The organism is Mycobacteriales bacterium (assembly GCA_035533475.1).
Classification (GTDB): Bacteria; Actinomycetota; Actinomycetes; order DATLTS01; family DATLTS01; genus DATLTS01.
Genome location: DATLTS010000052.1, coordinates 1 through 17,888, shown reverse-complemented (window position 1 = coordinate 17,888; position 17,888 = coordinate 1). Strand labels below are relative to the sequence as shown.

Below are 17,888 nucleotides of genomic sequence, written 5' to 3'. Positions count from 1 at the left end.
GCCCGGCCCCGTCGGAGGCGGATGAGGTTGTGAGCGACACTGGCTCGAGCGCCTAATCGGCCGATCCGGCGGCAGGGTTCGCGACTGCGTTGACCGAGTCCAGCAGGGTTCCGACCGCGCCCGTGGGGAGGTGGATCCAGCCCTCGATGCCAGCGGCCCGACGGTCCTCCGCCGTCTCGGGCGGAGCGGTCTGTCTGGCCAGCGCGGCTGCCGCGACCAAGGCCGCCAGCAGGGCGTCGCGGCGGTGTTCGCTGGCCAAACACACCGCTCGGATCTCGCTTGGCGTGCAGAGCCACGGGGCCCCGTGGAACAGCCTTCCCAGAAGGATCCCGGTCCGCTCCTCGGCCGCTGGAAGTGGGCGATCGGTCGGGAGCAGGTTCCAGCAGACGGTGGCGGCGGCGGGGTAGACCTCGACTAGCCGGCCGCCGCCGGCCCGGTCCACCGGCTCCCCGGTGACCGCCGCGATCCGGTCCAGCAGCCGGGCGCAGCGCATCGCCGTTACCCCAATGCGGTCCGTGGACACGCTCAGCGGGTACCGGCTGACCTGCCAACGGGCCAGCAGGTACCCGTGGGTGGCGACGTCGGTCCGACGGTTACGCAGCTCGCCGACTGCGGTGGCGGGGAAGGTCTCACCCCGGGACCAGGCGTCGATGGCCGTAACGAACGGGATCGGCCAGCCGAACGGGCAGTCGACACCGACCTTGTCCGCGACAGCCGCGAGTTCGACCAGGTCGTCGTTGTCGCCAGCCGAGGGGAATGAGGCCGTGGCTGCACGCGGCGTCCAGTCCAGCACGCAAACGCCGGTGTTCTTCGGCGTCGTCGCGAGGTCGATCCCGACGGTGCGCACTGGGCCACGTTACGGCCGGTCTCTTCCGGGTCGCGAACTTGGAGCGGACGCCGCAGACCCCGATGGTCGACCTGGATCGCCGGGAGGAGAGTGCTGGTCCGGGTGCCCGGGCGCCCTCTAACCGCCGCACCCGGACGGAAGGTCCGGAGTCCACGACGCCGCGATGGAGCGCGTCTTCGGCCGGTCGACGGCGTCGGCGACTGGCCTCGGCGACGCAGCGCGGCGGTTCGCGGGCTGCAGTGTCGGTGGCTCTACGATCACGGGATGATCGAGGGCGAGGGCCACGCGGCAGAGCCCGACGCTGTCGATGTTCTCGGCGACGGTAATGAGGACGATGAGTTGCGCTGGTGGTCGTTCGCCTCGTTGGCCGATCCGCGCGGCCTGGCTGTCGCCGCCCTCGTCCTGGCCGCGATCAGCCTGTTCGATATCGGGGCTGGCCACGAGATCGCCAGCGCCTTCGCCGAGAGCGGTCACTCACCGGTGCACAGCCTGGCGATCATCGACGGCATCCAGGCCGGCGTGGCCGCCCTCGCGGTCGGCCTCGGCCTCTACGTCGTCCGCGAGGAGTGGGATGTCGAGGAGGCGGCGTGGGCGGGCGGGGTGGCACGCGGCGCCATCGTGGTGGGCGCACTGGCGTTCGTCATCGACGTCGTCGGCCTTTGCTTCGCGCTGGCGTTGAACGTCCACCCCCACACGGGCACCCTCACCCCGTCACCAGTACCGACGCCGGCGCCGCCCACGCCCGTGCCGTGAGCATCGGTACTCACGTCAGCGACGATGGCAGGCGTGTTCGCGGGACTGCACGAGCCGACGGCGTGAGCGAGCGGCGAGATTAACGAGATCCGGCAGAGGTCGCATCGAAGACGCTGCAACAAGAAGCCGAACAACCGCACCAGCTGAGGTCCGGGGTCAGGTCCGTAGCGTCCTGCGTCATTCCCGCCGAGCGCCACAGGGTGATCATCTCGCAAGCCGGCCGCCCCGAGGCCGCCACCCGGGAACGCCGGCTGAGGTGCGCGGCGGTCTGGGAGAGGGGGCAGCCTGGTATTGGCTGTGCTATGCGCCCTTGGCCGTCGAGAGGCTCAGGACCCGCCGGAGCCCCGCGTCGACCGCGTCCATCAAGGCGTCCGGAACGTGGCCAATGGGCTGGTCGAGGTCTTTCTCGTCCAGGGTGACAACAGCGGTGACGTTGACGACCGAGTCAATTGGCAGCCCGGTCGCGGCGGCCGGGAGAAACACGTTGCCCGGCATGGCGGCCAGCCTGGTGTTCGACGTGATGACGGCGGTGACGACGGTGGCCAGCTGGCTTCGGTTGTACGAGTCGGCCTGGATGACCAGCACGGGTCGACGCTTCGCCGGCCGACTTCGAACCGGCGGGCCGAGATCAACCCAGCACAGGTCGCCTCGGGAGATCACCACTCGTCGTCGCCGACGGCGAGTCGCCGCCGACCAGCTGCCACGACGGCCGCGGCGGAATCGTCGCCGAGGTCGAGTTCGAGCGCGGCGTTGATCTTCTCCGTCACGGAGGCTTCGTCGAGCCTCTCCAGGTAGTTCTGGGCCGCCCGGGTGAAGAACTCCGAGCGGCTCATGCCCAGTTCGGAGGCCCGTTCTGACGCACGTCGAAACGTCTCATCGGGAACCGAGATAGCAGTCTTCACGGCTATAGTATAACTCGGTCATACCGTCGAGCCAATCGCCGATCCACAGCCAGTCCGGACCCGCCCGCGATCGCCCCCGAGTGCGGCGCTGACGTTCACCGTGCGCCCGCTATCGGCACATCAACGAAGCGTGGCGAGTCACTTGAGCCGGGCCCCGCATTGGCGCTCGATGAGACCGCTTTCGTCTTCGGCCCAAGTGCCCTTCCGGTCAGTGTGCGCGTCTATCAGGACGGCCCAGTAGTAGTGCCTGAGCACGGGCGGCAAGGAGGCGACGACCCCGATGGGCTGCATGGAACACGAGTGCGCACCGACGTCGTCGCCGAGGTCGTAGACCCCGACCCAGGCGAGCGTATTCGCGAATCGCGGACAGGCAGGCTGCTGCGTCGTCACCTCACAGGAGACGCCGGGCACGGTGACATCGGCCAAGAGGAAATCGACCAGCTTGGCTTGGACGCCTCCGACCTCGCCGTTTGCTGCCTCGACCGTCAGTGCGGCGCTCGAGCGGCTGACGGTCGCACCCGAGTTGCCGGCCACCGGCCGCACCGAAAGCGAGAAGCGGGTCTGCCCCCCGAGCACGAACCCGGCTGCGATGTGCCGATTCGAGGGATGGCTAGCGCTGCAACCGAACATCGCCACGATGCCGAGCATCACTGTCCCGAACGGGGCACCTCGCACCCCTTGCATGCTAGCGAGACGCCGTAGGCGTTCGTCCGTTCCTTACCGCCGGCATGTGGAGGGATGGGTATCTTGCGGCGCCATCATGCGGGCCCTTTCGCCGGGTCCGTCGCTCCTCTGGCCAGGCCGAGGAGCACCCGGGAATCGCTGCTACCGCTTGCCGCGCCTGTAGACGTCGGCACGATGGTTGACCGCGACGATGTGGATCCGGTGCTGGTCCTCGTCGATGCGGTAGATCAGCCGGTAGTCGCCTCGCCGAGCCGAGTGGTGCCCGGACAGCCCCAGATGCAGTTCCCGGCCGAGTCGTCGTGGGTTGGCTGCCAGTGATCCGTAAGCGAACTCGATGGCAGCCGTGGCGATCTTCTCCGGAAGCCTGGCCAGGGCGCGTTGCGCCGAGGGCGTCCAGGCGACGCCGTAGGGCAGGCTGGTCACTTCCGGCGGGCCAGGGCCAAGGCCCGTTCTTTAGTTAGCTGCTCGGACTGGCCGGCCTCGATCTCGGCGTCAGCCTTGCGGATGCGCCGCATCAATCGTGGGTCGGACAAGATCTCGAGGGTCTCCTCGAGGCTCTCAAGATCCTCAACGCTAAGCACTACCGCAGCCGGCTTGCCGTGCTTGGTGATGACCACCCGGCCGTGTTCGCGTTCTAGGCGTTCGACGACCTCGGACAGCCGATTCTTCACATCGGCAAGGGGCAAATGTTCCGCCTCAGTCATAGCCATAACTATAGCCAGATTGCCTCGATCCGGCAAGCTCACGAACCGAGCGAGATCGCCGGCTTGCGGAACGTCTCGCCTCGGTCCCAGAGCGTCCGAGATCGGCGAATCCCGTTGGGTGGTGACGAGCCCCTCCGCTCTGGGGTTTCACGGAATCGGGCAGCTGATGTTGCGGGTGACCGTGTCGCCCGCCTGGACGACGACAGGCGACTGGCTGCCGCCTGGGCCGCAGCCGGTGTCGATCGCGTAGCTGCCTGGCGGCAATCGAAGCCGGTAGCTTCCCTTCGCGTCGGTTGTCGTCGAGAACCTCTGTCCGCCGGTGCTCGTAGCGCTCACCGGCGTGCCGCGCTGCGGTGTACCGGGTGGAACGGCCTCGTGAGTCGAGGTCCCTTGAACGATCAGCGGCCCACCTTCTCCGGTCACAGTGCCGGTCAGTACTCCGTCCGCAGTGGCGGACGGGCCCCCGCCGTTCGAGCAGGCGGTGGCCATGGCCATGGCGATCACGATCACCGTGACAGTGGTGCCGAGGCAGGACCGGCTCACCCCTGGAATGTGCATTCATCTAATCGGGCGGTCAAGGCACCCGCGCCGAGAGCGCCTGGGGGGGCAGGCTGGTGGTGCTCCGGGCGCCCTGTTTCGGCTGCACCCGGGCGGTCCGCTGCTGAGCCAGTGGTGTGGGGGATGCGGTCAGACTGGCGCGGAGGCCAGCAGCTCGTCGATTTGGCCGATTGCCTGAGTCATGCCTTCGTGCATGCCCATGCCAAGCATCGTCTCCATTTGCTGGGCGTCAGTGAAGTGGGTGATGGCGGTCATCCGAGTTCCCGCGTCGGTGGATTCGAAGGTGACGTAGCCCGCCATCGGTGGGATGCCCGGCATAGGTTCGCCGTCGTCACCGGCCAGTCCATTGGCAAAGTCAAGTCGGTGTGGTCTGTCGATGGCGTCGATCCGCCACCAACCGCGGGGGGCCTCGCCGTCCGGACCGGTCATGGAGTAGCGGGACTGCCCGCCGACAACGAAGTCGTGTCGCGTGAAGGTGGCGGGGAAGGTCGGCGGTCCCCACCAGCGCTCAAGCTTTCGCGGGTCTTCCCACACCTGCCAAACCCGCTCGGGGGGCGCGTCGAACTCGGCGACGAGGGTGAGGGTAAGGGTGGCGACGTCCTTGGTGGTGCGGATGACTGTCATCGGGGGCTTCCTTCCTCGCCGACCAAGATGTCGGCAATCCGAGTGGCGCGTTGGATCCATAACTCCTCGTAGCTGCTGAGGAGCTCGGCGACTTGGCGCAGCGGCGCCGTGTTGGCATGCACGATCTGTTCTCGGCCGCGCCGCTGCTTCGTGACGAGTCGGGCTCGCTCGAGCACCGCCACGTGCTTCTGGACGGCTGCAAAACTCATGTCGTAGCGTCGGGCGAGGGCCGAGACGGATTGCTCACGCTGGATCGCCTTCACCAGGATGTCGCGCCGGGTGGCGTCCGCCAGTGCGCGGAAGATGCCATCCGCGTCGCTGGCCATCCGACTATGTACAACCATTGGGTTGTACGTTAGCAGCCACGTTGGTCGAGCGCAAGCGAACCAAAGTCGGTCAGCCTGAGTCGCCGGCGCGGGCCGTGAGCCGGCCTAACCGACAGGGGACTACGGCAAGGCTCCGTCCGCGGATCGCCGGCACCAGGGCGCGACCCAGCGATGTCAAGAGCGTCCGGGATGGGCGGTCCTGTGCCGCGCGCCGACCGAACCTGGGGAATTGCCGCACCGAGCTGATCAGGCGGCGCGCAGGTGAGCGCGCTGGATCGCGTCGGCGGCCGAGAAACGGGCAAGCGGCCGCTCGCGCTCGACCAGCAAGGCCGCTATCGTCCAGCCGGCCACGGTGGCGGACACGCTCACGCTGGCCATTGCCCTCGATGAGGGCGGTATCAGCAGCTGCCGGTCAGAACATCCGTGGCTATGGATCGGCGCTGTCTCGATCTTGGCTGAGGACAAACCAGGCTTTTGGGGCGATGATGGCCTCGCGCACCCAGCCCGATAACCCCAGGAGGAGATGTGACGTCCGGAGACAGTTCTGGACTTCCGGCGGAGCGGGCAGGATCCCCAATCCCGGAAGGCGCTCAACCCAGCCCCCCGGCGCCGATTGCGCCCGCCCACTCCCAGCCTGTGGCTCCCGTTCCGCGCCAGCGCGCGTTTCCACTTACGGGCGCCGAGCAGTTCTGGTATGTCCTCCAGTGCATCGACTTCGGAGTCGGATACTTCGCGAAGATCCCCACCAAGAAGGCGCTCAGCGATGTCGGGCTGGCCGAGATGACCGAGTGGGAACGAATCTGGTATGTGGTCGAATGCATCGCCTTCGGATCCGGGTACCTGGCGAAAGTGCCCGTCAAGAAGGCACTGAGCGAGGCCGGCTTCGGGCAGCAGACAAACGCCGAGCAGTCCTGGTATGTCTTGCTGTGTGTCTACTTCGGAGCCGGATACTTCGCCAAGCTGTCCATGAAGAAGGCCATGAGTGACGTGCGGCTTGATCGTATGACGGACGCCGGGCAGTTCTGGTATGTGCTGCTGTGCCTCGAGTTCGGCGCAGGATATTTCGCGAAAGTGATCCACAAGAAAGCGCTGAGCGAGATGCCGAACCTGCCGCTATCCCGGCAAGGCTCTGTGATTCCGTAAGGACGCTGGGCGCTCTGCGAACGCTCCCGTCAAGATCGCCCTCCCCGAACGGGGTGGGTAACCGACCGTTCAAAGCGCACCGAGCAGCCGCGAGGCCGCGCACTATCGCCGGACTGAGCGCTCTCCGCTCACTCCCCCAGATCGCCCGGGAACGCAGATAGGCGCGGCGGTCACACGAGGTCGAAGGCGGCTTGGATGGCGTCGTGCAGGGCCAGTTCCTGCGCATCCAACAGCCACCCGCAGCGCTCATGGAGCTGATCAACGGGGATGCTGACGATCTGATCACACTTGATGGCCGAGTCCTGAGCCAACCCGTTGGGCCTGCCGACGAGGATCTCGGTCGCGATCTCATGAACCGTGGACGTTATGGGAGCCACGGCGACCGTGGACATCCGCCCGACCATGATCTCGCGCGTGAGGACGAGCACCGGCCGACGCTTGTCCAGCATGGCCCAATGGATGGGTCGCATCAATCAATCGGAAGCGCGGTCGCCGACGCGGATTTGACGATGGCCAGCAGCTCGTCATCGTCGAGCGCCCCTTGCTCGGCCAGCCGTTGCAGATCCTCTTCAGCCCGCTGCCGGCGAGCGTCACGTTCGATGAGTCGGGTGACCAATTCGGCGCGGCTCTTGACCCGACCGGACGCCACCGCCTCATCGACGTAGGCCACAAGCTCATCGGGCAAGCGGACGGCGATCTGTGTGCTCACAGCAGGTGACGGTACCAGGTTGGGATGCAGCTCCACTGGCACGGGTGACCCGACCTCTATCGCTGGCTAGCGGTGCGTCTACCCCGCCACTCGGAGCGCCCGATAATCGCCCTCCGGCGCTTTGGTCGACCCACCGACGACGCCGGCTAGGTGCCTGGATCCTTTGACCGGAGAATGCAGAACTCGTTGCCCTCGGGATCCGCCAGCACAACCCACGACTGTTCGCGTTGCCCGACATCAGTCAGGACTGCGCCCAGCTCGAGCAGTCGCTTGACCTCGGCATCCTGATCGTCCGGTCGGAAATCGAGATGCAAGCGATTCTTCACGGACTTGCCTTCGGGGACGGCTGCAAACAGCAGTCCGGGGAGATGGTCCACACTCGGCCGAATTTCGAACTCGTCGGAGGCGTCATTGACCACCTCCCAGCCCAGCGCGTTTCTCCACCATTGCCCAAGTGCAACCGGGTCATCGGAGTCGATGATCGTCTGCTCCCATTCAATACCCATGGGCTAGAAGCGTAAGGCCACCGACTCCGCAACCTGCCGCTCCCGAAGGTCGCCGCGCGCCAACACCGGGTCCTTCGCTCCTCTGGCCAGGCCGAGGAGCACCCGGGAATCGCTGCTACCGCTTGCCACGCCTGTAGACGTCGGCACGATGGTTGAGACGTGGCTCGGTCGCGGCCCGGTGAACACCCGGACCGTCGCGTAGATTCGCGGGTGTGGCGGCCTCGACCTTCCCGCTCGGCAGCCGGACCGTGCACCGGATGGGGTTCGGCGCCATGCAGCTGCCGGGGCCCGGAGTGTTCGGCCCGCCGGTGGACCGGGACGAGGCGATCGCCGTGCTCCGCGCGGCCGTGGACGCCGGGGTGGACCACATCGACACCGCCCAGTACTACGGGCCGGACGTCGCCAACGAGCTCATCCGGGCCGCCCTGCACCCCTATCCGGAGGGCCTGGCCCTGGTGAGCAAGGTGGGCGCCCGCCGGGACGAGAAGGGCGCCTGGCTGCCGGCGAACAGCCCGGCCGAGCTGCGCGCCGGTGTCGAGGCGAACCTGCGCAGCCTCGGGGTCGACACCCTCGCCGCGGTCAACCTCCGGCTGCACGAGCCCGGCCCGGTCACCCCGGAGCTCGACGAGCGGCTCGACGCGATGGCGGCGATGCGGGACGAGGGGCTCATCGGCGGCGTCGGGGTGAGCAACGTCTCCCTCGAGCAGTTCGAGCACGTGCTCGCCCGGACGGAGATCGCCTGCGTGCAGAACCCGCTCAACGTCGTGGACCGGGCCTCCTGGCCGGTGCTCGAGGCGTGCCGGGAGCGCTCGATAGCATTCGTGCCGTTCTTCCCGCTCGGGTCTGCGTTCGGCGGGCAGAACCGGGTGCTCACCGACCCGGTGGTAACCGCCGTCGCGGCCCGGCTCGGGGCGACCGCGTCCCAGGTCGCGCTCGCCTGGCTGCTCGCGAGCGCCCCGAACGTCCTGCTCATCCCGGGCACCCGCTCCCTCGTGCACCTGGCCGAGAACCTGGCGACCGGCTCGATCTCGCTCGACGACGACGCGCTGGCCGACTTCGGGGCGCCGGCCGGGCCCGTGTAACCAAGCTGGCGTTCTCGATCGCCTCACTGGCGATCACCGTGGAGCTGGGTGAGCGCATTGCGGCAGCTGCGCTCATGGACGCTTCAGGAACCTCAAATAGAACGCGGCAAACACCAGGACAACCCCGACGTTTACCATCAGCCGCTCCCAGAAGTGATGCCGGAAGAACAGGACGTCCACGCCGACCACGACGGCTACCAGCGCTACCACGTAAAGCGCGACGGCTGCCTGTTTTCCCATCATTCCTTCCTACTGTGTGCGACGGAGTGGAGCAAGGGCGGCGCAGACAGGCCCCCCGGATCCCCCCGCCACGCGTGGGGGGACCTCCCTCAGCACCGACACGACCACCACCACTATCGGCCGATAAGCCCCCGCCCGATCGCACGTCTGAAGGGCGACCGCGTCGTCCGAGAGCGCCCAGGATCGAACCGAGATGCCGTTCGCGATCACTCGCCCCTCGCCGAATCCGTCGTCTATAACGACGGTCCCCGGCTGGACGGTGGTCGGTACGGTCTGCCACTGCGGTTGGGACTACCCGACCCTGCCGCCTGTGACGGGTTCCACCTCGTATACGACTAACTGCTGCCGCACCACGCCCGGGCGATCCGGCAGCAGCTACATCGGCGAGGAGCGTCTCGACCGGACCCGCCATTAGGCGACGTCGGCCTTCTGCCGGATCGAGGCGAATCTGCCTCCTGGGTGGATCTCCACCTCGTCTGAGTCCTTGAACCGGCAGGGCTGTGGGCTGTGCCCGTGGAGCTCTCCCAGGTCGTACATGGACGGCGAAAGCCCAGCCAAGCCAAGGAGGGCGGCTGCCGTCTGGCGACGGTCTCGCGTCGAGAACGGCTCGCCGTCGATCGTGAAGCTGATGTCTCTGTTGATGTCCACTACGTCTGCCATGTCTGACTCCCTCCTGAGTCTCGCGTGGGGAAAGGCCGCTCACCCGGGATGTCGTAAGCCAGGGCGCCGACGAAAGCACCGGTCCGGGCCGGAGCGCGAGGGGCTTGACAAAGTGCCCCTGTACTGCCAATGTGAGTACATGAATATGAAGGACGAGCGGCTGCAGGTTCGAGTCGACCCGGCGTCAAAGCGTGCCCTGGAGCAGGCGGCGGCTGCTGCGCACCTCAACCTGTCGGCCTTCGTTCTCCAGGCTGCACAGATCAGGGCCGAGGAGATCCTCGCCGAGCGAACCATGATCGCATTGCAGCCGGCGGCTGCGGCTGCCTTCGCGCGTGCCCTCGCCGAGCCAGCGACGGTGAACGCACGGCTAGCATCCGCGCTGAGCCGCCCGCGGAAGTTCAGCTGGCTTGACTGAGTACCGCCGCCCCTGCCTCCTTGATCCCGCTCTACACGACCGCCGCGACTTCGTCTGCGCTGAGCCTGCTTACGCCGACTGGTTGCGGAAATTCGCCGGCCAGAGCCGCCGAGCAGACACAGCCGCAACTTGGGTTATTGCTGACCCGAGTTACAAGGTCGTCGCGTACGCGACGCTATCGATGACCGGTATCGGTGTTTCGGAAGCTCCAGCAGCTCTCGCGAAGCGGGCGCCGGACCCCATTCCAGCGCTGCTCATTGGTCGGCTCGCGGTGGATGAGCGGCACGAGGGTGTGGGCCTTGGGACGGAGCTCGTCAAACACATCCTGGCCACCGCCGTGGAGCTCAACGAATCCGCCGCTCTCAGGGCGGTCGTGCTGACGGCCCTGAACGACGTCGCGCGCCGGTGGTGGCGCGACCGTCTCGGCTTTGTCCCGTTCGATCCCGGCGACGCTGGAAACTTCGATTTGTTCCTGCTGACTAGCACCATCGCAGCGACGCTTGAGGCACTCTGATCACCAGTCCTCGACGTCACGGGTTGCCACGACCGACTATTCGCTGGCAGCCGCCGCTGCGTCGACCCAGGTGAGCTGTGCGTCCTCGGACGCCGCGAAGGTTCTCGCGAGTTCCTCCTCGTATGTGGTGACCACAATCTTTCGAATGCCTTGGCTAGCTGTCCCTGTCGCCAGTAACGAAGCCACTGCACGCCTGCTGATCGGATCGAGGTGCTCCATTGGCTCGTCGAGCCAGAGAAACGATGCACGGGTAGAGGCCGCGAGGACGATCATGCGGGCTTCGAGAAGCGCGATGACCTTCTCACCGCTTGAGAATTGTGCGAATTCGATCGTGTGCTCGCCGCGGACAAGAACCATTCGCCCATCTGGAAGCAGCGTCAAAGACCCACGATCGGCGTGGACCTTCTTCCAGCGACTGCGAACCTCTGCAACCAGAGGGTCGATTCGCTCCTGCAAGATGGCGTTCGCGGTCGCGCGCATGGAGTCGACGGCGATGGCGGCTGCGGCTTCGCGCCGATGCGCCTTGAGTGAGGCAGCCGCATCGACTTCCTGCTCTTTGGCATCGGCAAGAAGTCCGGTGAGCTGTGTCCGCGTCGCTCTTGCGACACCAAGTTCTTCAACGGACACCATTAGCTCGTTGCGAGCTGCCTCATGCGCGCCGCGAGCCGCGTCGAGGTCGCTCTTGCTGAGCGCGCGTTCCGGAGTCGGCGGCGGCAAGGGCGGGGCGGACGCCCGCAGGCCTCTGACAGCAGCCAGGAATTGATGTATCTCCGCCAACGAGGCTTCGACGCCAGCACACTCGACGTCCAACGCCGAGGTTTCTTGGGCATGCGCGTGCTCGGCGCGAGCGGCCACCTCCTCGGACATAGTGCGCCGGCACACCGGACAAGTGGCTCCGGCTGTTTCAAGCTGACGGGCCGATGCGGTGACGCCCTCGAGCCGGCCGGTGAGGGACGCGATTCGTTGCCTGTTTTCGTCGACCTGACTCGCCGTGAATGCCGCCAGGTCGGACAAACTCTGCAGCAACAGGTGAGGATCTCCAGCGACGGCCTTGAGGCGTCCATCGAGCGCCGTGGCGGCATGCGCAGCGAACTCGCGAAACGCAGCTGCAGCGTCCGCCGCCCTCTGTGCCGCCTCGGCGGCACGCATCGTGGCGATGAGATATTCCTCGGCCTGGCGAACATGCGCCTCTCCCATTTCACGACCTCGTAGGGCGGTCGCCTCTGCCTCCTGAGCGGTGACCGTCTCCTGCTGCAGTGAAGACACGTTGCGCGAGACGGAGCGCGCAGGTTTCCGGACGCCTGCCGCTGCGTCCCGCGCCTGGTCCTTACTCGCGGCGGGGAATCACGACGGCTCCACCGGGCTGATCGTGACGTTAATCCGCAAGCCCCAGCGCATCACCCGACGCCCGGCGGAAGGGCCGTCGGGATCCAGCGGTGAGACCCCTGCCGTGATCCGTTCCTGGCAGGCGCTGGTCACCGCAGGCAGATCCCGAACCAGCGCGTCGAGTAAATATCCCAAGCGCTTGAAGACCGCCCCATTACCGAGTCGATCCCCGTAATCCACCAGCTGCATCGAGTCGTGCTCGTCGAGAAAGGCATCGAGGATCTCGCTGACGTGCCGGATGCCGCCGGCCAGCTTCGGTGTATCGAGAGCGTCGATGACCGTTCGAGCCGGGTCGGCGAACGGCAGCCGTATCTCCGCCGACCACTGGCTCTTGACCCCCCAACTCATCGAGCCTTCCGGAGCGTGCGCCAGCAGGTAGTCGTGATCGAGCAACCGCGCGCGGTCGGACCGGACGCGCATCGTCGTCTTGAGCACCGTGGTGCGAAAGGTTTGCTCGGTCAGCCCCCAATGGTTGGCCGCGGTCCAGCCAGTGAAATAGCACGGCGACCACACCTCCGTCGCCACGACCAGCGCGTCCTCGGACCAGGCCGCCGGGTTCGTCGCATCCACCGGTACCCCGATGTACAGCCCACGGCGCACCCGTCGCACCCAACCTTGACTGGCCCAGGCGGCAAGCTTTCTCGCGGCGGCAGCCCTGTCGATCCCGAGATCCGCCGCTACGGAAGCGGGCGTCAAGAATCGACGACTACCCGCCAGAGCAGCCGTCAGCTCAGCCCGTCCCTTGGTGCTGATACCAAAGCTGAGTGACATTGTTGATCCCGTACTTATGCTCAGGATAGAACTACCGGCTGAATAGTATCACCGTGACTGACACGCTGAAGCCACTAGTTCAGCTTATACAGAGAGTATTTGGCCTCTCGCTGTCAGCCGCGACCCTCCCCGCGCGCTGCCACGAAAAGCGCCGCTCTTGACGGGATGGTCACCGGCGCTACCGGCAAGTCGCTGCAACGTCTCCCTTCCTCCCCCTCAAGGCCCTACACGGGAACGAGCACCAGGCTGCGATCGATGCGTTGCAGGTCGTCAGGATCCGAGGTGAGGACGGCATGTTGACGTAGCCGAGCGCAGGAGACAACCGAAGCGTCTGTGACGTCACCTACGCCGCTGCTCGCGCAAAGAGTGCCGACGGCGAGCGCTTCATCGCGATCGAGCGGAGGCACCTCGACGTTGTCGTCAGCCAGCAGGAGATGCAGCCGGTGCTGTCGTGGATCGGCTCGCCAGACTTGCGCCAGGACGCCAGCCGGGATCGCGATCTCGATTCCACGGCGTGCAGAGCGATCCAGTAGGGCGATGATCCGCTTGTCACCGCGTTCGGCTGCGATCAACGCGCCGGTGTCGAGGGTGAAGCCGCTCATTCGGCCCGTCGGCGTCGCTTGGTCCGGGTCAGCTGTTCGTCGGCCCAGGCGTAGTCCTGCTTTGACGGCTTGCCGTGCTCGGCGATCAGGGCGTCGACATAGGCCCGCAGGCCGAGGCGTTCACCATGGGAGGTGAGTGCCTCGGCCACGTAGGCCGACACCGAGCGAGCCCGTCCCTCGGCGACAGCACGCTTGGCTTCTTCGACCTGCTCTTCCGGCAGGGTAACCGCGATCTTGGCCATTGTCATACAATTCATCATACCACCGGAGCGACCGGATGCGCCTCTACGTAAGGACAGGAGCCGCCGACCCGAGTGGTTTCCGTCGAGGGCCGGCGACCGGCGCTACCGGCAACTCGAGCAGTCGTCCCAGGGGGACGCACGAGAGCTGGCACTCTGTTTGGTGATTCCACGGCCGGGCTGGACCTGGATGGACGTCCCGAGCTGCATACCTATGCGATCAGCGGTCGCACGTGGACTTCGGTGAGCGACCGCGTCGCGGCAGAAGCGGACGTTTCGCATCCGCTGCGTCGGCGTGGAGGAACCTGCAGGAGCAAGTCTGGCCGTGCCTTCGTGAGCCCTCGTGACCTATGCTCGCCCAAGCCGTCTTGAGTGTGTCAGCGGCGCCAGAAGAGGTGGTGTGTGACTCCGCTTGGGCTGGGGATCCGCTCGAGGTGGAAGCGGTCGAGTAGCTCGTCGGGCGAGTCCCAGAGCTTGCCACCGCGGCCGATCTGGACGGGTGCGACGGCGACGTGCATGGTGTCGACGAGGTCCGCCTCAAGGAACGCACGAACGGTCGAGACGCCGCCGCCGAGGCGCACGTCCTTGCCGTCCGCGGCGGCCTTCGCCTGCCGCAGGGCCTCCTGCGGCTCGGCGTCGATGAAGTGGAAGGTCGTATCCGACAGCGACAAGCTGGGTCTGACGTGGTGGGTCAGCACGAAGACCGGGGTGCGGAACGGCGGGGTGTCACCCCACCAGCCCTCCCAGTCCAGGTCCTGCCACGGCCCCTTCTGTGGACCGAACTTTCCGCGTCCCATGAGCTCGGCGCCGATGTTGTTGGAGAAGTCGCGGGTGAAATAATCGTCGAGGCCGCGGCTGCCACCGGGATCGGTGCGGTTGGGCCAGCTCGCCGTCGCACCCGCCCAGGCGAACAGCTGGGCCGGGTCGGCGTGGCCGAAGGGCCGCTCGATGCTCTGGCCCTCACCGGTGCCGTACCCGTCCATCGAGAGTATGAAGTTCTGAACCCGCAGGAGCTGCGCGCGGGGGGTGCTCACGACGGATCCACCGGGGCGGCAAGGCCGAGGCCAGCATAGTGGACCTGGTTGACGGCGAAGGCGTTCCAGTCCCAGGGCCCCGGCCGACCGGCGAGGCTCGGCTCGAGCCGGTCCAGGGACGTCTGGAGCCCGACGAGGTAGCAGCCGTCGATCGCATCCTGGACGACGGGGACGACATGGCTCAGCCGCAGGATGCAACCGGTGTCGGCGGCCTCAAGCTCCCAACGCAAAGTCGACCCGGGCGCGGGATGGGTGTGTTCGAGGAGCACCGGCGGCTCGAGACGCAGGATCGTGCAGGTCATGGTGACCGGCTCGCCGTCGGGCGTCCCCGCGAAGACGATCTCGCCGCCCTCGCGGAGGTCGACCGTGATGTCGGCTTCGAACGGGAGCCACCAGTCGGCCAACCGCGCAGGGGTGGTGATGGCGTCCCACACGTCACGCACGTCGTAGGCTAGGTGTCGCTCGAAGCGGATGACGCCGCCGTCGGCGGTGCGCTCGAGCACCCCGTCGTAGCGGGTGGTCAGGTCGTCGGTCACGTGGATCGCTCCTTTATGGGAATGGCACGGGCGGTGCGCTCGAGGTGGCGTTCGAGGGAGTCCAGGCGCCCAGCCAGCTCCGCGCGGTAGGGCTCGAGCCACTCGTCGACCTCCCGCAGCGGCTCGGCGCGCAGACGGTAGAGGCGGCGCTGGGCATCGCGGCGGACCTCGACGAGGCCGGCGTCGCGCAGCACCTTCAGATGCCGGGACACCCCGGGCTGGTGCATGCCGACGGTGTCGACGAGCTCGGCCACCGAACGCTCGCCGCCCCGTACGGCGTCGAGGATCCGTCGTCGGGTCGGGTCGGCGATCACCTCGAGGACTGCAAGCTGGCTTGGCACCGCCTTAACATACGGCCCTTCATATATATGCGCAAGAGGATGTACTTGACCCAGGCGTAGCTTCCGTGCCAGCAGGGGAGCCGCTCCGCATCACCCGCGACGACATGCCATCGGCTCACGCTGAACCCGAAATGCGTCGGTACGACGCGGGGCAAACACGGCTCATCGAGACTGTCCGCGGCATAGAGCGGATGTACGGGGATGACCACCTCCACCCGGTCAGAAGCGGAACCGGGTTAGGCCTCCCGGCTCGGCCGCGCTGACTACGAGCGCAGAGCGCGGTTCGACTCGGTAGACGTGCCAGGGCGGCGGGCCTTGCGCAGGTGCGTTGAAAGGCGCGGTGATACCCGTGCCGGTCTCGTCGGGCTCCGCGGGCCAGCCCTGGTCCGCCCAGGCCTTGGCCGCGCGAGCCACGGCGTCCGGCTCGGTCACCCTCACCGCGGTTCCGTCGAGGACGACGTCCGCGTCCCGGATGGACACCGCCACGGAGCACCGCGGGTTGCGTTCCACGTTGTGGCACTTGCGAGTGCCATCGCCGGTCTGGAACCAGAACGCCCCGTCGATCCAGATCGCACCGACGGCGGTCACGTGCGGCGTGCCGTCCTTGTTGAGCGTCACCAACCAGGTCGTGCGGGCGTTCGGCGACGCCGGGTCGGGGGTCGACGCGGACTCCAGCTTTCCGGCTACCTCGCCCCAGTCCAGCACCGGGAGTCCGTCCGCTTCGCCAAGGTTGACGCTCTTCATGCGATAGTCCCTCCTCGACGGCCACGCCCCCTCGCGGCATACCCTGTCGAAACCTACCCGTCAGCGGCTGACGCGGAACGCGCCCAGGCCCGCGCCGAACGTCCCGACTGGTGTGCGCATGGCGGCAGAAGCGGATGTTCCGACTATGGGTAACGACGCTTCTTCGATGTAACCCAGGCAGCCGGTGATGCCCTTGGAGACGGGGACGGGAGGCGATGAGGACGAGTGCTCATGCAGAAGACTGAATGATCGGTGCAGGACGGGTTCTCGTTCATGCCGATATGCGCGCATCGGCGGGACGTCATCCGTTCTGCGGACCCGGGAGTCGTCATCTAACACCCCGAGCCAGGAACAGACCGCGCCCCTCCTCACCTCTGCCGCCTCACCGCAGAGCCGGCGCCGACCCGGTCGATCGCGCCCCGTCGACCATGACCACGGCCCCGGGATGGGGACGTCAGCCGATGTCGGCGCGCAAGGCGATGTCGAATCCGGCGCCGTTGCCTGCCAGGCCCACCAGAAGCAGGCCGGCCCACTCGAGGGCGTGGGCCATATGCAGCCCTCCAGCGTCGCGGGGCCGCAGGCCCAAGCTGTCCAGGAACGCCGCGACCGTTGCCTTGGCCTCGGCGCTGTCGCCCGCGAAGAAGACGTCCAGGGGCCGGTCTCCCGCAAGGACGCCGCCGAATATCGTGTTGAAAGCCTTGACGACGTGTGCACTCTCGGGGGCCGCGGCGGCGATCTGCTCGGACATCGAGTGGCCTGCGGGAGCCACGAGTCCACTCGCGTCGGCGTTGAAGGGGTTGGTGATATCGACGATGGTCTTGCCGGCGAGCGCGTCGCCGTAGTGCGCGACTACGTCGACAGCGCCCTGGTAGAGGACGGCCATGATGACGATGTCACCCGCCGGTGGGGCGCCGAATGTGCCGACAGTGACTCCGTCGCCGATCTTGTCCGCGAGCGACTTAGCCTTGGTGACGTCGCGGCTCATGAGCTCGATGGTGTGGCCGTGCTTGGCTGCCCGGGTGCCGATGGCGGTGGCCATGTTGCCCGAGCCGATGATGCTGATGGTGGTCATGACGTGTGTTCCTTTTTGTTGTGTGTGGATCGGTTGGTCGTGGGGGTCTTGCTGGCGTGCTGGGCCGGGGTGTCGAAGGTTCGCCGGCGCCCAGGTGTCAGATCGGCCCGCTGACGACCTGGTCGACGGGTTCGGGCTGGCCGGCCTCGTGGTGGAGCCGGGTGCCGCCGCGGATCAGGGCACCGCAGCTCGGGTACCTGCCGGTGCGGCGACGCGCTCAGATCACTGTGGTGCCGCCGTCGACAACCAGCTCCATGCCATTGACGTAGCTCGAGTCGTCCGAGGCGAGGAACAACGCGACCGACGCGATCTCTTCAGGGCGGCCCATCTCTCGCCGCGGGATCACGGACTCGAACTGCGCTTTCATCTCCGCGTCCATCACCGCGTCCAGAATCGGCGTGGCGACCTGGCCGGGGGTCAGCACGTTCACCCGGATCTTCCTGTCTCTCAGCTCGGACACCCACACCCGTGCGTAGGCGGGCAGCACGGCCTTGCT

At 67.0% G+C, this 17,888-nt stretch carries 30 protein-coding genes; 5 read left to right on the top strand and 25 right to left on the bottom strand.

Annotation, left to right across the window (positions count from 1 at the left end):
* Positions 1 to 52 precede the first annotated feature (52 nt).
* The gene (locus VNG13_13260; GenBank protein ID HVA61486.1) at positions 53 to 847 is read right to left on the bottom strand and encodes a DUF429 domain-containing protein; all 795 of its coding nucleotides are present in this window, start codon (positions 845 to 847) and stop codon (positions 53 to 55) included.
* A 264-nt stretch (positions 848 to 1,111) separates the two neighbouring features.
* Between VNG13_13260 and VNG13_13255 the strand changes: the two genes are divergently transcribed.
* Complete coding sequence (locus tag VNG13_13255) at positions 1,112 to 1,600, top strand: hypothetical protein (protein ID HVA61485.1); 489 nt, start codon at positions 1,112 to 1,114, stop codon at positions 1,598 to 1,600.
* 300 nt (positions 1,601 to 1,900) lie between these two features.
* Here the strand turns inward: VNG13_13255 and VNG13_13250 are convergent, their stop codons facing one another.
* The 9 genes from VNG13_13250 to VNG13_13210 form a co-directional block, all read right to left on the bottom strand.
* On the bottom strand, positions 1,901 to 2,263 hold the full coding sequence (locus VNG13_13250) for a type II toxin-antitoxin system PemK/MazF family toxin (protein HVA61484.1): 363 nt from the start codon (positions 2,261 to 2,263) through the stop codon (positions 1,901 to 1,903).
* Positions 2,257 to 2,502: a ribbon-helix-helix protein, CopG family gene (locus tag VNG13_13245; GenBank protein HVA61483.1), complete on the bottom strand. Its 246-nt coding sequence runs from the start codon at positions 2,500 to 2,502 to the stop codon at positions 2,257 to 2,259. Before VNG13_13245 ends, VNG13_13250 begins: the two co-directional genes overlap by 7 nt.
* Before the next feature lie 138 nt (positions 2,503 to 2,640).
* A complete protein-coding gene (locus VNG13_13240) occupies positions 2,641 to 3,150 on the bottom strand; it encodes a hypothetical protein (protein HVA61482.1) in 510 nt (169 codons plus the stop codon).
* 177 nt (positions 3,151 to 3,327) lie between these two features.
* Positions 3,328 to 3,600 carry a type II toxin-antitoxin system RelE/ParE family toxin gene (locus VNG13_13235; protein ID HVA61481.1) on the bottom strand — a complete coding sequence of 91 codons (273 nt, stop codon included), beginning with the start codon at positions 3,598 to 3,600 and terminating at the stop codon, positions 3,328 to 3,330.
* A gap of 5 nt (positions 3,601 to 3,605) precedes the next feature.
* Positions 3,606 to 3,890: a type II toxin-antitoxin system Phd/YefM family antitoxin gene (locus VNG13_13230; protein ID HVA61480.1), complete on the bottom strand. Its 285-nt coding sequence runs from the start codon at positions 3,888 to 3,890 to the stop codon at positions 3,606 to 3,608.
* 147 nt (positions 3,891 to 4,037) lie between these two features.
* On the bottom strand, positions 4,038 to 4,433 hold the full coding sequence (locus tag VNG13_13225; protein HVA61479.1) for a carboxypeptidase-like regulatory domain-containing protein: 396 nt from the start codon (positions 4,431 to 4,433) through the stop codon (positions 4,038 to 4,040).
* A gap of 144 nt (positions 4,434 to 4,577) precedes the next feature.
* Complete coding sequence (locus VNG13_13220) at positions 4,578 to 5,072, bottom strand: SRPBCC domain-containing protein (protein ID HVA61478.1); 495 nt, start codon at positions 5,070 to 5,072, stop codon at positions 4,578 to 4,580.
* Positions 5,069 to 5,398: a metalloregulator ArsR/SmtB family transcription factor gene (locus VNG13_13215; GenBank protein ID HVA61477.1), complete on the bottom strand. Its 330-nt coding sequence runs from the start codon at positions 5,396 to 5,398 to the stop codon at positions 5,069 to 5,071. The genes VNG13_13220 and VNG13_13215 overlap by 4 nt, the downstream gene beginning before the upstream one ends.
* A gap of 246 nt (positions 5,399 to 5,644) precedes the next feature.
* Positions 5,645 to 5,767 carry a hypothetical protein gene (locus VNG13_13210; protein ID HVA61476.1) on the bottom strand — a complete coding sequence of 41 codons (123 nt, stop codon included), beginning with the start codon at positions 5,765 to 5,767 and terminating at the stop codon, positions 5,645 to 5,647.
* Between the two features lie 267 nt (positions 5,768 to 6,034).
* Between VNG13_13210 and VNG13_13205 the strand changes: the two genes are divergently transcribed.
* Positions 6,035 to 6,541 (top strand): hypothetical protein, encoded by a 507-nt coding sequence (locus VNG13_13205; protein HVA61475.1) that lies wholly within the window; start codon positions 6,035 to 6,037, stop codon positions 6,539 to 6,541.
* 170 nt (positions 6,542 to 6,711) lie between these two features.
* On the opposite strand, the gene VNG13_13200 is transcribed toward VNG13_13205, so the two are convergent.
* The 3 genes from VNG13_13200 to VNG13_13190 all read right to left on the bottom strand — a co-directional run bounded on the left by VNG13_13200 (position 6,712) and on the right by VNG13_13190 (position 7,756).
* The gene (locus VNG13_13200; protein HVA61474.1) at positions 6,712 to 7,011 is read right to left on the bottom strand and encodes a type II toxin-antitoxin system PemK/MazF family toxin; all 300 of its coding nucleotides are present in this window, start codon (positions 7,009 to 7,011) and stop codon (positions 6,712 to 6,714) included.
* A complete protein-coding gene (locus VNG13_13195) occupies positions 7,011 to 7,250 on the bottom strand; it encodes a hypothetical protein (protein ID HVA61473.1) in 240 nt (79 codons plus the stop codon). The genes VNG13_13200 and VNG13_13195 overlap by 1 nt, the downstream gene beginning before the upstream one ends.
* A gap of 146 nt (positions 7,251 to 7,396) precedes the next feature.
* Positions 7,397 to 7,756, bottom strand: a complete 360-nt coding sequence (locus tag VNG13_13190) for a VOC family protein (GenBank protein HVA61472.1) — start codon at positions 7,754 to 7,756, stop codon at positions 7,397 to 7,399.
* Positions 7,757 to 7,968: 212 nt separating this feature from the next.
* Between VNG13_13190 and VNG13_13185 the strand changes: the two genes are divergently transcribed.
* Complete coding sequence (locus VNG13_13185) at positions 7,969 to 8,838, top strand: oxidoreductase (protein HVA61471.1); 870 nt, start codon at positions 7,969 to 7,971, stop codon at positions 8,836 to 8,838.
* Positions 8,839 to 8,910: 72 nt separating this feature from the next.
* Here the strand turns inward: VNG13_13185 and VNG13_13180 are convergent, their stop codons facing one another.
* Both VNG13_13180 and VNG13_13175 read right to left on the bottom strand, forming a co-directional pair.
* Positions 8,911 to 9,078: a hypothetical protein gene (locus VNG13_13180; GenBank protein ID HVA61470.1), complete on the bottom strand. Its 168-nt coding sequence runs from the start codon at positions 9,076 to 9,078 to the stop codon at positions 8,911 to 8,913.
* A gap of 411 nt (positions 9,079 to 9,489) precedes the next feature.
* Positions 9,490 to 9,738 (bottom strand): hypothetical protein, encoded by a 249-nt coding sequence (locus tag VNG13_13175; protein ID HVA61469.1) that lies wholly within the window; start codon positions 9,736 to 9,738, stop codon positions 9,490 to 9,492.
* A gap of 145 nt (positions 9,739 to 9,883) precedes the next feature.
* Here VNG13_13175 and VNG13_13170 point away from each other — a divergent pair, with 145 nt between their 5' ends.
* Together VNG13_13170 and VNG13_13165 are read left to right on the top strand one after the other, a co-directional pair.
* Entirely contained in the window at positions 9,884 to 10,153 is a 270-nt protein-coding gene (locus VNG13_13170; GenBank protein HVA61468.1) for a DUF1778 domain-containing protein, read from the top strand.
* Positions 10,146 to 10,667 (top strand): GNAT family N-acetyltransferase, encoded by a 522-nt coding sequence (locus tag VNG13_13165; protein HVA61467.1) that lies wholly within the window; start codon positions 10,146 to 10,148, stop codon positions 10,665 to 10,667. Before VNG13_13170 ends, VNG13_13165 begins: the two co-directional genes overlap by 8 nt.
* A gap of 36 nt (positions 10,668 to 10,703) precedes the next feature.
* Here the strand turns inward: VNG13_13165 and VNG13_13160 are convergent, their stop codons facing one another.
* The 10 genes from VNG13_13160 to VNG13_13115 all read right to left on the bottom strand — a co-directional run.
* Positions 10,704 to 11,933, bottom strand: a complete 1,230-nt coding sequence (locus tag VNG13_13160) for a hypothetical protein (protein HVA61466.1) — start codon at positions 11,931 to 11,933, stop codon at positions 10,704 to 10,706.
* A gap of 78 nt (positions 11,934 to 12,011) precedes the next feature.
* The gene (locus VNG13_13155; GenBank protein ID HVA61465.1) at positions 12,012 to 12,824 is read right to left on the bottom strand and encodes a type IV toxin-antitoxin system AbiEi family antitoxin domain-containing protein; all 813 of its coding nucleotides are present in this window, start codon (positions 12,822 to 12,824) and stop codon (positions 12,012 to 12,014) included.
* A gap of 224 nt (positions 12,825 to 13,048) precedes the next feature.
* Positions 13,049 to 13,426: a PIN domain-containing protein gene (locus VNG13_13150; GenBank protein ID HVA61464.1), complete on the bottom strand. Its 378-nt coding sequence runs from the start codon at positions 13,424 to 13,426 to the stop codon at positions 13,049 to 13,051.
* On the bottom strand, positions 13,423 to 13,674 hold the full coding sequence (locus tag VNG13_13145; protein HVA61463.1) for a hypothetical protein: 252 nt from the start codon (positions 13,672 to 13,674) through the stop codon (positions 13,423 to 13,425). The genes VNG13_13150 and VNG13_13145 overlap by 4 nt, the downstream gene beginning before the upstream one ends.
* Before the next feature lie 368 nt (positions 13,675 to 14,042).
* Positions 14,043 to 14,699: a dihydrofolate reductase family protein gene (locus VNG13_13140; GenBank protein ID HVA61462.1), complete on the bottom strand. Its 657-nt coding sequence runs from the start codon at positions 14,697 to 14,699 to the stop codon at positions 14,043 to 14,045.
* A complete protein-coding gene (locus VNG13_13135; protein HVA61461.1) occupies positions 14,696 to 15,235 on the bottom strand; it encodes an SRPBCC family protein in 540 nt (179 codons plus the stop codon). Before VNG13_13135 ends, VNG13_13140 begins: the two co-directional genes overlap by 4 nt.
* Positions 15,232 to 15,576: a metalloregulator ArsR/SmtB family transcription factor gene (locus tag VNG13_13130; protein HVA61460.1), complete on the bottom strand. Its 345-nt coding sequence runs from the start codon at positions 15,574 to 15,576 to the stop codon at positions 15,232 to 15,234. Before VNG13_13130 ends, VNG13_13135 begins: the two co-directional genes overlap by 4 nt.
* Positions 15,577 to 15,795: 219 nt before the next feature.
* Positions 15,796 to 16,320 (bottom strand): pyridoxamine 5'-phosphate oxidase family protein, encoded by a 525-nt coding sequence (locus VNG13_13125; protein ID HVA61459.1) that lies wholly within the window; start codon positions 16,318 to 16,320, stop codon positions 15,796 to 15,798.
* A gap of 454 nt (positions 16,321 to 16,774) precedes the next feature.
* Positions 16,775 to 17,392: an NAD(P)-binding domain-containing protein gene (locus VNG13_13120; protein HVA61458.1), complete on the bottom strand. Its 618-nt coding sequence runs from the start codon at positions 17,390 to 17,392 to the stop codon at positions 16,775 to 16,777.
* Between the two features lie 217 nt (positions 17,393 to 17,609).
* On the bottom strand, positions 17,610 to 17,888 hold a 279-nt coding region (locus VNG13_13115; protein ID HVA61457.1), incomplete at its 5' end, for an SDR family oxidoreductase.